The organism is Litoreibacter ascidiaceicola, assembly GCF_900129235.1.
In the GTDB taxonomy this organism is placed as follows: Bacteria; Pseudomonadota; Alphaproteobacteria; order Rhodobacterales; family Rhodobacteraceae; genus Litoreibacter; species Litoreibacter ascidiaceicola.
Map to the genome: position 1 here is coordinate 296,539 of NZ_FQUV01000001.1, position 15,332 is coordinate 311,870.

General features: G+C 59.6%; 15 protein-coding genes and 1 tRNA gene. 14 read left to right on the forward strand and 2 right to left on the reverse strand.

Annotation, left to right across the window (positions count from 1 at the left end):
• Window positions 1–19: 19 nt before the first annotated feature.
• The 7 genes from BUB72_RS01365 to BUB72_RS01395 all read left to right on the forward strand — a co-directional run bounded on the left by BUB72_RS01365 (window position 20) and on the right by BUB72_RS01395 (window position 7,253).
• Window positions 20–1,582, forward strand: coding sequence for an extracellular solute-binding protein (locus BUB72_RS01365; RefSeq protein ID WP_083588515.1), 1,563 nt, complete (start codon window positions 20–22; stop codon window positions 1,580–1,582).
• 76 nt (window positions 1,583–1,658) lie between these two features.
• Window positions 1,659–3,980: a DUF4962 domain-containing protein gene (locus BUB72_RS01370; RefSeq protein WP_073139348.1), complete on the forward strand. Its 2,322-nt coding sequence runs from the start codon at window positions 1,659–1,661 to the stop codon at window positions 3,978–3,980.
• Between the two features lie 19 nt (window positions 3,981–3,999).
• Complete coding sequence (locus BUB72_RS01375; protein ID WP_073139351.1) at window positions 4,000–4,332, forward strand: cupin domain-containing protein; 333 nt, start codon at window positions 4,000–4,002, stop codon at window positions 4,330–4,332.
• A gap of 39 nt (window positions 4,333–4,371) precedes the next feature.
• Complete coding sequence (locus BUB72_RS01380; protein ID WP_073139354.1) at window positions 4,372–5,253, forward strand: NAD(P)-dependent oxidoreductase; 882 nt, start codon at window positions 4,372–4,374, stop codon at window positions 5,251–5,253.
• 45 nt (window positions 5,254–5,298) lie between these two features.
• Complete coding sequence (locus BUB72_RS01385) at window positions 5,299–6,042, forward strand: SDR family NAD(P)-dependent oxidoreductase (protein WP_073139357.1); 744 nt, start codon at window positions 5,299–5,301, stop codon at window positions 6,040–6,042.
• 12 nt (window positions 6,043–6,054) lie between these two features.
• Window positions 6,055–6,978, forward strand: a complete 924-nt coding sequence (locus BUB72_RS01390) for a sugar kinase (protein WP_073139360.1) — start codon at window positions 6,055–6,057, stop codon at window positions 6,976–6,978.
• 92 nt (window positions 6,979–7,070) lie between these two features.
• On the forward strand, window positions 7,071–7,253 hold the full coding sequence (locus tag BUB72_RS01395) for an RraA family protein (RefSeq protein ID WP_073139363.1): 183 nt from the start codon (window positions 7,071–7,073) through the stop codon (window positions 7,251–7,253).
• Between the two features lie 797 nt (window positions 7,254–8,050).
• Here BUB72_RS01395 and BUB72_RS01400 read toward each other — a convergent pair.
• Window positions 8,051–8,140 (reverse strand) — tRNA-Ser (locus BUB72_RS01400).
• Between the two features lie 223 nt (window positions 8,141–8,363).
• On the opposite strand from BUB72_RS01400, the gene BUB72_RS01405 reads away from it, so the two are divergent.
• Genes BUB72_RS01405 through BUB72_RS01435 form a run of 7 tightly spaced genes read left to right on the forward strand, consistent with a single transcriptional unit; the run spans window position 8,364 to window position 14,727 of the window.
• Window positions 8,364–9,269 (forward strand): SPOR domain-containing protein, encoded by a 906-nt coding sequence (locus tag BUB72_RS01405; RefSeq protein WP_073139367.1) that lies wholly within the window; start codon window positions 8,364–8,366, stop codon window positions 9,267–9,269.
• A gap of 23 nt (window positions 9,270–9,292) precedes the next feature.
• On the forward strand, window positions 9,293–10,462 hold the full coding sequence (locus tag BUB72_RS01410) for a D-alanyl-D-alanine carboxypeptidase family protein (RefSeq protein WP_073139372.1): 1,170 nt from the start codon (window positions 9,293–9,295) through the stop codon (window positions 10,460–10,462).
• Entirely contained in the window at window positions 10,459–11,088 is a 630-nt protein-coding gene (tmk, locus tag BUB72_RS01415; protein WP_073139375.1) for a dTMP kinase, read from the forward strand. Before BUB72_RS01410 ends, tmk begins: the two co-directional genes overlap by 4 nt.
• Window positions 11,085–12,209 carry a DNA polymerase III subunit delta' gene (locus tag BUB72_RS01420; protein ID WP_073139379.1) on the forward strand — a complete coding sequence of 375 codons (1,125 nt, stop codon included), beginning with the start codon at window positions 11,085–11,087 and terminating at the stop codon, window positions 12,207–12,209. The genes tmk and BUB72_RS01420 overlap by 4 nt, the downstream gene beginning before the upstream one ends.
• An 11-nt stretch (window positions 12,210–12,220) precedes the next feature.
• Window positions 12,221–13,006 (forward strand): TatD family hydrolase, encoded by a 786-nt coding sequence (locus BUB72_RS01425; RefSeq protein ID WP_073139383.1) that lies wholly within the window; start codon window positions 12,221–12,223, stop codon window positions 13,004–13,006.
• Entirely contained in the window at window positions 13,003–13,797 is a 795-nt protein-coding gene (locus BUB72_RS01430; RefSeq protein WP_073139386.1) for an MBL fold metallo-hydrolase, read from the forward strand. Before BUB72_RS01425 ends, BUB72_RS01430 begins: the two co-directional genes overlap by 4 nt.
• Window positions 13,798–14,727 carry an AEC family transporter gene (locus BUB72_RS01435; RefSeq protein WP_073139389.1) on the forward strand — a complete coding sequence of 310 codons (930 nt, stop codon included), beginning with the start codon at window positions 13,798–13,800 and terminating at the stop codon, window positions 14,725–14,727.
• Here the strand turns inward: BUB72_RS01435 and BUB72_RS01440 are convergent.
• Window positions 14,693–15,331, reverse strand: a complete 639-nt coding sequence (locus tag BUB72_RS01440; RefSeq protein WP_175549104.1) for a Hint domain-containing protein — start codon at window positions 15,329–15,331, stop codon at window positions 14,693–14,695. The two genes, BUB72_RS01435 and BUB72_RS01440, sit on opposite strands and share 35 nt — an antisense overlap.
• Between the last annotated feature and the right edge of the window lies 1 nt (window position 15,332).

Consider the following 15,332-nt stretch of genomic DNA (forward strand, 5'->3'; position numbering starts at 1 on the left):
GCAAAAGGGAGGAAAACTTATGCGTAAACTGAGCCTATTGGCAGCCTTGCTTGCAGGGAGTGCCGTCACAACACCGACTTTCGCTGACGGTCATCTGATGATCGTTGATGAGCCACTGGAACTGACAATCCAGATGAACCACGCCCGCTATCCGATCTACGAGGAAAGCTGGCCCGTTGAGCAGGCCGCCCGCGAGTTGACAGGCATCCACCTGATCAACGACACCGTCGGCGCGAACATGCGGACCGATGAAAACACAGGCCGCACCGAGGCGCTAAACCTGATGCTGGCCTCTGGTAATATCCCCGACATTGTCGGCTCCAGCCGGATCCGCGACTTTGTGAACCAGTTCGGCCCCGAGGGTGCATTTGTGCCACTCAACGATCTGATCGAAGAGCATGCGCCGAATATCGCGGCCTACTACGCCGAACGCCCCGATATCGAAGCAGCCGTTAAAGCTGCCGACGGCCAGATGTATTACGTACCCTATCTGCCCGATGGCAAATACGGTCGCGCGTTCTGGATCCGCACCGACTGGCTGGATGCCCTCGGCCTTGAGATGCCTGAGACGGTTGATGAGTATGAAGCGGTTCTGCGAGCCTTCAAAACCCAAGACCCCAACGGCAACGGCGAAGCCGACGAAGTTCCTTTCTTTGCCCGCCAGTGGCCTGAGCTTATCCGTCTGGTAACACTCTGGGACGGTCGCGCTCACGGCTCTGACACGTACCACGACTTCCTCGTGGAAGATGGTCAGGTCACCCACGGCTACATCGGGGAAGGCTATCGCGAAGGGGTCAAAAATCTTGCCCGTTGGTATTCTGACGGTCTGATCGACGCGGAAATCTTCACCCGCGGTTCTTCTGCGCGTGACTTCCTGCTGTCCGAAAACCTTGGTGGTGCGACGCACGACTGGTTCGCCTCGACCGGTGGTTACAACAGCCTCTCGGAAAAAATCGACGGTTTCAAATGGGAAGCAATGCTGCCGCCTGCCTCTCCTTCCGGCCGCCGCATCGAAGAGCACCGCCGCATCCTCGTAAAACCTGATGGCTGGGCCATTGGCCATACCAACGAAAATGTTGTCGAAACCGTCAAGTATTTCGACTTCTTCTTTACCGAGGAAGGCCGCCGTCTTGCCAACTTCGGCGTCGAGGGACAGCACTACGAAATGGTAGATGGCAAGCCTGTGTTCACCGAGGAATTCCTTGCACAGGGGCCGGTCAACCGGTCGCTCTATCAGGCTGGCGCACAGCTTCAGGCCCGTGGTTACTTCCAGGATTACGACTATGAATGGCAGTGGACCAACGAGTTCGCCAAAGCCGGTATCGAACTCTACGAACAGGGTGATTATTTGATCCCCGACTTCCTCGGCGTGGCTTTCACCGCAGACGAACAACAAGTCTACGATCGCACATGGAACAGCATCCGCGACTATATGCTTGAGCGCCAGCAAAGCTGGATTCTCGGCAATGGCGACGTGGAGGCAGACTGGGACGACTATCTTGCTCAGCTCGACGAGATGGGCCTGCAAGAGCTTCTGGCTGTTATGCAGTCCGCCTACGAACGTCAGTACGGCGCCAAGTAAATCCACATGTTCGGGGCGGCGACCGTCGTCGCCCCGACCCCTTCCTTTCCTACAAATCATGCGGGAACCCTGATCGATGTCGGCCACCACACTTCCAATGCTCGATGAACCGAAAGCAGGTCGTTTGACTATTCAATATAGTCCAACAGCCGAGACGGACGTGGCCGAAAATCCTCCGCGTTTCATGTGGATTCCTGTCGTCGATGATGACGCGCGCTACGTGCTGCGCCTCTCGACCGACCCGAAGTTCCCCAAAGGAAAATCGCAGATCTTCGAGGACCTGCCACTCAATTTCTTTACCCCCGACACCACGCTGGACGCTGGAGACTATCATTGGTCCTACGCCACGTGGGACGCGGACAAGGGCGCACCCTCCAGCAGCTGGAGCAGCACCCGCAGTTTTTCGATCGCCGAAGGTCTGGCCGATACACCCCTGCCGTCGCGCAAGGACCGTCTGGCAAATGTCGCCAAAGATCACCCGCGTCTGTGGATGACCAATGACCGGCTGGACGATTTCAAGAAGGCGGTGAAAGCCGACCCCGATCACTGCACGTGGTCGACCTTCTACGAAAAATCTGTACTGCCTTGGATGGAGCGTGACATCATTCGCGAGCCAGCGGGCTACCCCGATCACCAACGCACGGCTCCGATCTGGCGGCAAACCTATATCGACCTGCAAGAAGTCTGGTACGCCATCCGCAACCTCGCCATCGGAGGTAGGGTTACGAATGATGCGGCAATGACCCTCCGCGCCAAGGAGTGGCTGCTGGAAGCGGCAAGCTGGGACCCGATGGGTGTCACTTCGCGCGCCTATACCGATGAATGGGCCTATCGGATCTGCAATGCTCTGTCTTGGGGCTATGACTGGCTCTACGATGATCTGAGCGAGGAAGAGCGCGACACGGTCCGCGCCGCCCTTCTCGAACGCACCCGCGACATCGCCGAACATGCGATCCTGAACGCCAAGATCCACCTGTTTCCCTATGACAGCCACGCGGTCCGGTCGGTGTCCTCGTGCATCATCCCCGCCTGTATTGCCCTGCTTCACGACGACGAGACGGGACAGGCCCGCGACTGGCTGAACTACTCGATCGAGTTTCTATACACAGTTTATTCACCTTGGGGCGACGCCGAAGGTGGCTGGGCCGAGGGGCCGCATTACTGGATGACCGGCATTTCCTATCTGCTGGACGCCGCAAATTGGCTGAAGTCCTACACCGGCCTCAACGTCTATGAACGCCCGTTCTTCCAGAATACAGGTGATTTCCCGCTTTACACCAAGGCCCCGAACACTCGCCGCGCGACCTTCGGCGACGACAGCACCATGGGCGATCTGACCTGCATCAAGATCGGCATGAACCTGCGCCAGTTCGGTGGAGTAACGGGAAATGGCGCCTTTCAGTGGTATTGCGATGAGAACCACCGCCTGAACCCAGGCACCGAGGGCGATTTCTACAACTGGGGTTGGTGGGACACCCGCTTTGACGAGCTGGCTTTCCGCACGGACTGGCCCTCGGTCGAGGCAACCCCGCCCGAAAGCGGGTTCCGCCATTTCAAAGGTGTCGGCTGGGTCGGCATCCAGCACGCCATGGCCAATCCCGACGAACACATCCAGTTCGTCTTCAAGTCCTCCCCCTACGGGTCGATCAGCCATAGCCACGGCGACCAGAACGCTTTTTGCATGGCAGCCTTCGGCGAAGACATGGCAATCCAGTCAGGGCATTACGTGGCCTTCAATTCCTCGATGCACCGCAACTGGCGCCGCCAAACCCGCTCCAAGAACGCCATCCTGATAAACGGCAAAGGGCAGTATGCGGAAAAGGACAAGGCCAAGGCCCTTGCCGCGCGGGGCCGCATCGTCGCCGCCGAACAACGTGACGACCACATCTATATCCATGGCGATGCGACGCCGGCGTACCAGAGCCTTTCGCCCGAAGTGACCCGTGCCGCGCGTGAGGTCTACTTCGTGCGCAATTCATACTTCGTTATCATCGACAAGGTGGACGCAGAAACGCCGGTCACGGTCGATTGGCTGCTGCACGCCAATAACCCTTACGAGCTTGGCAAATCTTCGTTTCGCAACACCCAGCAACGATCGGGCTTCTACGGTCAGGTCGTCTGGTCCGAGGGCGGCAAGCCGCAGATCACGCAGGAAACCGGTTTTCCGGGCGTGGACCCCGCCGACTACGAGGGGCTGCCAGTTAGCACCTGCCTGACGGCGCACTACCCTGCCGCGACCCGCCACCGGATCGCGACCTTGCTCGTGCCCTACAGGCTCGACGCACCGAAGCGGATTTTCAACTTCATGGACGATCAGGGCTACGACGCCGATCTCTATTTCACCGACCCGGATGAAAACACGTTCAAGGTCGTGATGAAGAAACTCGCAAACAGCTAATAATGACGCGGAGACCGATATGACGGTAAAGAACTATTTCCCCGGAGCCGAGGCCAAGCTTGAGACCGTCGCCGACGGGCTGGGCCGGAAAGTCGGTGCCCACAATGACAATCTGATGGTCGTCGAAGTGCATTTCGAGGCGGGTACGACAGCCCCGATGCACCACCACCCGCACGAACAGATCACCTATGTCATGTCCGGCAAGTTCGAATTCACTGTCGGTGACGAAACCTACATCGTGACCGCCGGTGACTCGCTCTACAAGCAACCCAACATCGAACACGGCGCAACCTGCCTTGAGGCTGGCACGCTGTTGGATGTCTTCACACCGCATCGTGAAGATTTCCTCTGATCCAACAATTAAAATAGTAATTCCAACGGAGTACACATCATGATCAAACCCGTTATCGGCTTCATCGGCCTCGGCCTCATGGGCGGAAATATGGTGGAGAACCTACAGAATCGCGGCTACGAACTGGTCGTGATGGACCTTAACAAAGATGCCGTTGCGACTGTGCTTGCCCGTGGCAAAGCGCAAGAGGCAGCCTCGCCGAAAGAGCTCGCCGAAAAGAGTGATATCGTCATGCTCTGCCTCACGACATCCGAGGTTGTCGAGAAGATTGTCTACGGCGATAACGGTGTCCTCGCGGGCATCAAGGAAGGCGCGGTGCTGATCGACTTCGGGACGTCGATACCGGCCTCGACCCGCAAGATCGGCGCGGACCTTGCCAAGAAGGGTGCGGGCATGGTCGATGCGCCATTGGGCCGGACCCCGGCGCACGCAAAGGACGGGTTGCTGAATATCATGGCGGCCGGTGACAAAGAGACCTTCGAGAAGGTCAAGCCTGTGCTTGAGGATCAGGGCGAGAATATCTTCTATCTTGGCGCACTCGGGGCTGGTCACGTAACCAAACTGATCAATAATTTCATGGGTATGACCACCGTCTGCACCATGAGCCAGGCTTTCGCCGTAGCCGACAGGGCCGGTGTCGATCGCGAGCAACTCTACGACATCATGTCGACGGGTCCGTCCAACTCACCGTTCATGGGGTTTTGCAAGAACTACGCCGTGGACGGTGTCAGCGATTTGGGCTTTTCCATCAACAACGCGAACAAGGACTTGGGGTACTTCCTGAAAATGGCCGAAGACATGGGCACCCGTGCCGAGATTGCCGAGGGCACCTCGCACCACCTACAGGCAGCCGTGGACGCGGGCATGGGGAACGGCAACGTTCCGGAAATCTTCGACTATTTCATGAAGCTTGAAGCCTAGGCGCAAGACCCTCTCCGCGCGGCACCAACAACAGGAAGGACGATCATGAAACTTGCAGGGAAAACAGCAATTATCACCGGCGGCGGGCGCGATATCGGCGCAGCGGTGGCCAAGAAGCTCGCCGCCGAGGGCGCGAATGTGGCGATCAGCTATTTCGAGAGCTCCAAAGGCGCCGATGCTGTCGTGGCGGATATCGAGGCCGCGGGCGGCAAGGCCCTCGCAGTGCAGGCAGACCTGAACACACAAAGCGGTGTGGATAAGCTGGTCGGCGCAACCGTCGAAACCTTCGGTGGCGTGGATGTGCTTGTGAATAACGCGGGCGGCCTCATTGCCCGCAAGACTATCGCGGAGATGGAACTGTCCCATTGGGAGGCGGTCATGACCTTGAACGTGACCAGCACTTTCATGATGACCAAAGCCTGCCTTGCCCACATGAAAAACGGTGCCATAGTGAACCTCGCATCCCAAGCGGGTCGCGACGGCGGTGGCCCGGGTGCCGTTGCCTACGCGACCTCCAAGGGGGCGGTGATGACGATGACCCGTGGACTGGCCAAGGAACTTGGCCCCGATATCCGCGTCAATGCGCTCTGCCCCGGAATGATCGACACGGATTTCCACAACATCCACACACCCGATTCAGGCCGCAAAGGGTTTGAGGCCAATGCTCCGCTGAAACGTCAAGGCCACGTAGACGACGCGGCGAATCTCGTGTTGTTCCTTGCATGTGATGATAGCGCGTTCCTGACCGGAACGAACATCGACATCAACGGCGGCATGCTGTTCTCATAGAAAGTCGGAACCATGCGCGTTCTTGCCATTGGCGAATGTATGGCCGAACTGGCCCCGACCAAAACGGAAGGTGACTTTCGACTGGGGTTTGCCGGCGATACCTTCAACACGGCCTGGTACCTGGCTCGCTGCGCTCCTCAGGTCGAGGTCTCCTACCTGACCGTCGTAGGGAACGATGCCATCTCAAATAAGATGACCGACTTCATGCGCGACAGCGGGATCGTCGATCGTTTCGTGCAGGTTTCGCCCGACAAAACGGTTGGGCTTTACCTGATCTCGCTGGATGAAGGCGAGCGCAGTTTCTCGTACTGGCGGGGCCAATCGGCCGCGCGCGGGCTGGCGGATGATCCGACCGCGTTGGACAGTGCGATGGCTCATGGCGATCTCATCTACTTCTCAGGGATCACTTTAGCGATCCTTAACTCCGAACGCCGCGCCGCGCTCCTGAACGCGCTGCGCAAGGCCCGGGCCGCCGGCAAAACAATCGCTTTCGATCCTAACTTGCGGCCAAAACTCTGGGTGTCACCGGGTGACATGAAACGCGCCATCATGGAGGGCGCTGCCGTCAGCGATCTGGTTTTGCCGTCGTTCGAGGACGAAGCCGTCTGGTTCGACGATGCCAGCCCGACTGCCACAGCGGAGCGGTATCTTGAGGCGGGCGCGCGTACTATCATCGTCAAGAACGGAGCCGATCCGGTGCTCTACGTTAATGGGAGTGCGCGCAGTGAAGTGGCTGTAGCGCCCGTGGCGACGCTCGTCGATACGACGGCTGCGGGCGACAGCTTCAATGCAGGTGTCTTTGCCCGCCATGCCGCCGGTGACACCATTTCAGACGGCGTTGCTTACGCCTGCGCCCTCTCAAGGGCCGTCGTGCAGCAACGCGGGGCGCTTGTGCCCGTTGATCCCGCCAGCCTGCCCCGCCCGACCAACAGCTAAAAGACACCCCTTGCCGACCCCCCCGACCTGCGGAGATCATCGACCTGACGCCTGAAACGCTTGAGAAGCTGGCATAGGCCAGTACAGCGAGCATGGCAAAGTTGCTGTTCAAACGCGGGTATCGCAACGCCTACATCCAAGGGGCTAACCCGTTAAATCTCAATGTCAAAACCATGGTCGGGCCAGCCTATACCCTACGCTACATTCCCACCCGTCCCGGCACCGACCCTCTGGGCAAATTCCGCGAACCCGACCACCGCAACGGGTTGCCATAGGTCCCACGCCGAATTTCTTGGATGGCGGAGAAACCGGTCTAGTCAATCAGCTTATCCGTTGTAATGGTGGCGAACAGCTATCCATCGGCCACATGATTTCCATTGATGTCGAAGTAACAGGTTTCCGGAAGCGCACTCGTTCAAGATGCGCAAGCGTGCACCGTCGGCGAGCTTCGTGCTGTTGATAACCAATGGAGCCACATCCGATGACTGGTTTTAATCAAGTCACCGCGACGACCAAATAATGCAACAGCGCCCTTTGGCGGGTTATTTCTGATCAGCCTTTGAAAAGTAGAGCGTAAATCATAGTGATTTCACCGATATTTTGCTATCACGTAATGGAGCACAGCAGAGATTCCGTCGGCTGTTCTATGTCAAAGTGCATGATCTGAAGCGATACCAACGAGTCTCCTCTCAATGTGCCGAGATGCAAGACGGTAGGCTTGATCGACGACGCCGACATACTGTCTGTCGCCTTTACCGCTGCACGCCTTTTCAACTCGTCGCACACCGCCGCAAAATCAAATATCGAGAGCTTGGTTGATTGTGACAATGTCAGCCCCGCCCAAGCCTAAGCCGGTCCGCATGGGCGCGCCCATATAGTTCTTCTGACCTTTAATAACCACACGAACAATCCAGCGCCGCCATCCATTTAAACCATATCCTGTACCGCTAAAGGAAAGCACACGAACGCTATCGAAAGAAGTTGAGGAAATCTGAAAGACGCTCAAAGACCAACAAAACAAAGCAAAAGGGCCGCCCAAGGCGACCCAATCAAAGCGACACAAAATGTATGGTGGCGGAGGAGGTGGGATTCGAACCCACGGAGGACTTTCACCCTCGTCGGTTTTCAAGACCGGTGCATTCGACCACTCTGCCACTCCTCCGACGCACACGACTTAACCGCGCATGTTCGATTCTGGAAGCCCTTCCCTGCCCGCCTGTTCACGCCAATTTTTGCCGACCACGCAATGGACCGCTTTGCAAAAACAAGTTTATTTACTAGGGTGCGCCCAAAGGGATATCCCAGTTACGGGTGATCTTGGACAATGCTGCGAAAAGTAGCGAAAAAGCGCGCCCAAAAGGGTGCAGCGGGCAGAGGGCAACAACATGGGTCATCAACAGACTATGACACGGGCATGGCGGATCGCGATTTTACTGGGGGCCACCGCCGCGTTGGCGGCCTGCGAAGAGGGTCAAGGCTTTGACTTCCTAAAGAAAAATGACACCGGAAAAGAGGTCGCAGCGGTCGAAACCGCAGGCGGCGAAGCTGCCGGAACCGTGGAACGCGAAGTCGAAGCACCGGATGTTTTCCAAGCCAATGAAGACGGACTCTGGGACGGTCGTCCGTCGCTGGGCGGCGTTTGGGTCGCTTATCCCGGCGTGAAAGACCCCGAACGCGTGGTGATCCGTAATCTTTCAAACAACAAAACGGTTATCGGCGCCCTTTTCCGCCGCGAACGCGATAATCCCGGTCCCAAGCTGCAGTTGTCGTCAGATGCGGCGCAGACACTGGACATGATCGCCGGACAACCGACAAAGATGAGCGTCGTCGCCCTGCGCACAGAGGCCGTGCCGGTCGCACAACCCGCCGTGTCCGACCCCGCCGGCTCCGAAAGCCTGCCCGCGCCCGACAGCATCGAGGCGCAACCTTTGGACCCGATCGACAAGGCCAAGGCGGCTTTAGACAAAACCGCCAAACCTGTCACGATGGCCCCGGCGGCGGCCCCAGCCGCGAAACCTACTCAGGTTGCAGCCGCCCCGGCGCGCAAATCGTCCAGCTTGTCGAAACCATTCATCCAGATTGGCATCTTCTCCGTGAAGGCCAATGCCGACAACACTGCGACATCGCTGCGCGGCATCGGCATTTTGCCATCCGTGAAACAGGGATCAAGTCAGGGTAAGAAATTCTGGCGTGTGGTCGTCGGGCCGTCAGGCTCGTCCTCCGAGCGCGCCACCCTCCTCAAAAAGGTCAAAGAACTGGGCTTCAACGACGCCTATTTCGTGACCAACTAGCAAAGATCAACAAAGGAGCCACCATGGGCATCCGCGCTGCCACGCTTATCGCCGCACTCTCGTCTGCAATCTGCATGAGCTTTGCAGCGCAGGCATTTGAAACATCTGCTAAATCTGCGATTGTTCTGGACCTTGGAACAGACCTGACGCTGATGGAGAAAAACGCCGACATGGCGCTTCCACCGGCCTCCATGTCGAAACTGATGACGTTGAACATGACGTTTGAAGCGCTCGAAGACGGCCGCTTGTCTCTGGACCAACGCCTACCCGTGTCCGAAGCCGCGCAGGCCTATGGCGGCTCGACCATGTTCCTGAACACCCGCGACCGCGTTTCGGTGGAGGACCTGATCCGTGGCGTAATTGTATTGTCCGGCAACGACTCGTCTGCTGTTTTGGCCGAGGCCATCTCCCCCGATGGAACCGAGCGTGGTTTCGCGCAAATGATGAACGAGCGTGCCAAGGATCTGGGCATGACCAATTCCACATTCGCCAACTCGAACGGCTGGCCTGCAGCCGGTCAACGTATGTCGATGCGCGACTTGGCCCTTCTGGCCAAACGCCTGATCACCGTTTTCCCGCAATATTACGGCTACTTCGCAGAAACCGAATTCGCCTTTGACAACCGCGCGCCTGACAACCGCTTCAACCGTAACCCTTTGTTAAAACTGAATATCGGGGCCGATGGCTTGAAAACCGGCCACACCTCGGAAGCAGGTTACGGGCTTGTCGGATCTGCTAAGCAAGGCACACGGCGCATCGTGTTCGTGATGTCGGGGCTCGGCACTCAGCAAGACCGCGCCTCTGAAAGCGAACGCATCGCCAACTGGGCCTTCCGCCAGTTCGCCGAGCAACAACTGGCAGAGCAAGGCGTGATCATGGCCGAGGCCGAGGTCTGGATGGGCACCGCCGCGAAAGTCGGCCTTGCTGCGACGGAAGACATCAAAGTCTTGGTGCCTGTGCTGAAAAAAGACGGCGTGACCGCTAAGATCACATATCAAGGCCCGCTCGAAGCCCCGATCAAGGCCGGTGACAAAGTGGCTGAGCTGATCGTGAACGTGCCCGGCATCGGGGACGCGACCCATGATCTGGTCGCCACAGAGACGATCAATTCCGGCGGCTTCATGGTGCGTGTACGGACGGCGGCCACAGTGCTGTTCCGCCAGCTGACCGGACAAGCAGCGACCTTGTTTTGAGCGGGATATTTCTGACCTTCGAAGGCATTGACGGCTCGGGCAAATCCACACAGTCGCGCCTTTTGGCAGGCCATCTGGAAGCTGCGGGCTTTGATGTCGTGCTAACACGCGAACCCGGCGGCTCGCCGGGGGCAGAAGACATCCGCCGCTTGCTGGTCGAGGGCGAGCCGGGGCGCTGGTCCGCCGAAACCGAAATCCTGCTGTTCACCGCCGCCCGCCGCGACCATCTGGAGCGCACCATCCTCCCTGCCCTAGAAGCCGGAAAGATCATCATCTGCGACCGCTTCGCCGACAGCACCCGCGTCTATCAGGGGGCCACCCGTGGCGACCTGCGCGAGACCGTCGACGCGCTGCACACCCGTATGATCGGGCGCGAGCCGGACCTGACGCTAATCATCGACATGGACCCTGACGCCGCACTTGAGCGTGGTCTGGCCCGTGGCTCTGGCGAGGACCGGTTCGAGGAGTTCGGGGCAGAGTTCCAGCACAAGCTGCGGGCGGGCTTTCTTGGCCTGCTCGAAGACTTCCCTGATCGCACACGCCTGATCGACGGCACCCGTGGCGCGCATGACGTGGGGGCGGATGTCGCTGCGTTGGTCGACACGTATCTGGCCGCACGCGCATGAGTGACGACGCCCTCCCGCAATCGGACCAGATCGACGGCGCGCCCCACCCGCGCGAAACGGCGACACTGGTGGGTCAGCATGTGGCCGAGGAGAACTTCCTTGAGGCGTTCAACGGCGACCGCCTGCACCACGCATGGATGATCACCGGCCCGCGCGGCGTCGGCAAGGCCACACTGGCGTGGAAGCTGGCGAAGTTCCTGCTGGCAAATCCACCGGTGGATGCAAATGACATGTTCGGTGCCCCACCCGCGCCCACAACTCTGGACATTGACCCCAACCACCCCGTTATCGCCCGTATGAACGCAGGCAGCGAGGCGGGGTTGTTCGTTCTCAAACGTCCCTATGATGAGGACAAGAAGAAGTTCAAACAGCAGATCACCGTCGACGAGGTGCGCAAGCTGAAAGGGTTTTTCTCCCTCTCCGCCACCGAGGGCGGTCGCCGCATCGTCATCGTGGATGCCGCCGACGACATGAACGTCTCTGCCGCCAACGCCCTGTTGAAGGTGTTGGAGGAGCCGCCCGCCGACGCGTTGTTGTTCCTCATCAGCCACCAGCCCTCCCGCCTGTTGCCGACCATCCGGTCGCGCTGCCGCGAGTTGCGCTGTGTGACGCTTGACGCCGATCATATGTCCGCCGCCCTGACTGCCACAGGGGCCGATATCGGCACGCATGGTTCGGCGCTGGCCGAACTGTCCAGTGGTTCGGTAGGTGAAGCGCTTCGGATGTTGAACCTTGGCGGGTTGGAGGTTTACGCCGACCTCGTAGCACTCGCCGCCACGTTCCCCAAGCTCGACCGCACGCAGATGATCGCCCTTGGCGAAAAGGCCGCCGCCCGCGGTCAAGAAGCCCGCTACGAGCTGATGTTGCGCCTTGCCGACGTGTTGCTGGCCCGCCTTGCGCGCGCGGGTTTGGGCCAGCCCCAGAGCGAGGCTGCGCGCGGTGAGTTGGAGATGCTCGCCCGCCTGTCGCCCGATGCGAACGCAGCGCGCGCATGGGCCTCCGTGTCGGCCGATATCTCCGCCCGCGCGCAACACGGGCGTGCGGTGAACCTTGACCCTTCCGCGCTGGTCATTGATATGGTTCTGGCAATGAACGAAGTGGCCGCGAAAACTGCGGCCTGACGAGGCCGAGAATGAGCATCCCCCAGATCACCGACAGCCACTGCCATCTCGACTTCCCAGATTTCGAAGGCGAGTTGCCGGATATCATCACCCGCGCCCATGACGCGGGCGTGACGCGCATGGTGACGATCTGCACGCGCCTGCGGCTGGAACCTCAGGTTCGCGCCATCGCGGAAGCCCACCCGTCCGTCTACTACGCCGCCGGTACCCACCCGATGAGTGCCGCCGACGAGCCGCTGGCCACGGTGGAGGAATTGGTGAAGCTGGCCGAGCATCCCAAATTCGTCGGCATCGGCGAGACCGGGCTGGACTACCACTACACCGCCGAGAGCAAAGACATTCAGCAGCAAAGCCTGCGGGTCCATATCGAGGCCGCGCGGCAAACCAAGCTGCCGCTGATCATCCACGCTCGCGCTGCCGATGACGACATGGCACGCATCCTGTCGGACGAGCACGCCAAGGGCGCATTCACCTGCGTCATGCACTGTTTCTCGTCCTCGAAAGAGCTGGCGCAAGCGGCGCTGAATTTGGGCTTCTACCTGTCCATGTCCGGCATCTCCGCCTTCCCCAAATCCCAAGAGCTACGCGACATCTTCGCGAGCGCCCCCGTGGAGCGCATCTTGGTGGAGACCGACGCGCCCTACCTCGCGCCGCCGCCCTATCGCGGCAAGCGCAACGAGCCGGGCTATACTGCCCATACGGCACGCGTCGGCGCGGAGGTGTTTGATCTCGACTACCCCGACTTTGCCGCGCAGACGCAGGCCAATTTCGAGCGTCTATTCTGGAAAGCCAAATGAAGCGCAGGTTCACCATATTGGGCTGCGGCTCGTCTGGCGGGGTGCCGCGCCTTGGCGGACATTGGGGCGATTGCGACCCAACCAATCCCAAGAACCGCCGCCGCCGTTGTTCCCTGCTGATCGAGCAAATCGGTCCCGAAGGCACCACGTCGGTGCTGATCGACACCTCCCCTGACCTGCGTTCGCAGCTTCTGGACGCCAATGTCGGGCGTTTGGACGGGGTGGTCTACACCCATTCCCACGCCGACCATGTGCATGGCATCGACGACCTGCGTATGATTGTGTTCAACATGAAAGAACGCCTGAAGGTCTGGGCGGACGGCGACACGACCAACAGCCTGATCTCGCGGTTTGGCTATGCGTTCGTTCAGCCCGAAGGCTCCCCCTACCCGCCGATCCTGACCTTGAAGTCGATCAAAGGACTGATCGAGGTGAAAGGCCCGGGCGGCACAATCCCGCTAGCCCCGTTCAGGGCGAACCACGGCACGATTGACGCATTGGGCTTTCGCATCGGAGGGCTGGCCTATTTGCCGGACGTGGCAGAGTTCTACGACGAGACATGGGCAGCACTTCAGGGCCTCGACTGTTTCATCATCGACGCCCTGCGTCGCGCACCGCATCCCAGCCACTCGCATCTGGAAAACACTCTTAAGTGGATCGAAAAGCTGGCCCCCAAGCGTGCGGTCATCACCAACATGCATATCGACCTCGACTATGCGACCGTGGACGCCGAAACAGCCGACAACGTCACCCCTGCTTATGACGGCATGACGATCGAATACAACCTCTAGATGGGGGCGTTGCTGGAAGTCATCCTGCCGGTGTTTCTGGTCATCGGCGCGGGCTACATAGCGGTCAAACGCGATCTCTTCTCGAACGAGGGCGCGGATGCGCTGATGAAGTTTACTCAAAGCTTCGCCATCCCCTGCCTGTTGTTTCGCGGCATCGCGGAGTTGGAGCTGGGTGCATATTTCGAGCCGCGCCTGCTGGCGTCCTACTACCTGCCCGCCATCGCCGGTTTTACCCTTGGTACGCTCGGCGCACGCCTGATCTTCGGGCGGCCTTGGGAAGACAGCATTGCCATCGGCTTCTGCTGCCTGTTTTCCAACGCCGTGTTGCTGGGCCTGCCCATCACCGAGCGCGCCTATGGCGAGGGTGCCCTGTCACCGAACTATGCCATCATCGCGGTCAACGCGCCGATCTGCTACGGCATCGGCATCACCGCGATGGAGGTCGTGCGTAACAAGGGTGGCGGGCTGTGGCACACGGCCAAAGCCGTCTGGCGCGCGATCACCCATAACGCGCTGATCATCGGGATCGCGTTGGGCTTTGTGGTCAACATCACCTCCCTGCCGCTGCCCGGTGTGTTGACCGACGCCATCGACCTGATGATCCGCGCGGCGCTGCCTGCGGCAATCTTCGGGCTGGGCGGCGTCTTGGCCCGCTACAAGCTGGAAGGCGACACCGGTCCGGTAATCATGGTCTGCGCGCTGATGCTGGTGGTGCAACCAAGCCTGACATGGCTCGTCGCGGGGGCTACAGGTGTCGGAACCAGCGCGTTCCGGTCTGTTGTGCTGACATCAGCCATGGCACCGGGCGTCAACGCGTACGTGTTCGCCAACATGTATGGCGTCGGCAAACGGGTTGCGGCGTCGGCAGTTCTGATCTCCACCGCACTGTCGGTGCTTACGCTGTGGGTGTGGCTGGCTCTTTTGCCTTAGTGTAGGACCGCAACAGTACCTGTGCCTCGTGGTCCGCCAAGGGCGGGAAGGCCAGTTTATCCTTGGTGGGATGCTCCGCTGCCCCGCGCGCACCCATCTGGGAACTTTCAACCGGAACCCGCTCGGCGAAGATGATGTGATGCGCGTCAAAGTCCAGATACGCATAGCGCACCATGCCGCCAATATCGCGGATCACATCCACGTTGTTGACGAAGTCCCGCGCCGCGACCAGCACCTCCCACTCGCCAAACAGCAAATCCGGCTGCCATCCGGCAAACCGGATCCGGTGACCGGCGGTGACACACAGGTCGTGTTCGTTGTTGAGCGTTCCCGCCTTGAAGCGGATCGGGGCCGCGTCACCCAGCGCCTCGAAACGGCGGACACCCATTGCGCGCACGGGCTGCGCCCCGTGATCCAGCGTCTCGACCAAGTCACCCACCTGAATGTCTTGAATCAGCCGATCGCCCATAGGGGTCAGGATATGTGTGCCGAGGGCGAAGCACGGTTTGCTTGCGCGCGCCCGAGAGACTGAAAGCTTGGTCTCTTGTGAAATCTGAACCAGATGGCGCGGCATAAAAACCTCTAGAAAAATACGTCTCGTCACC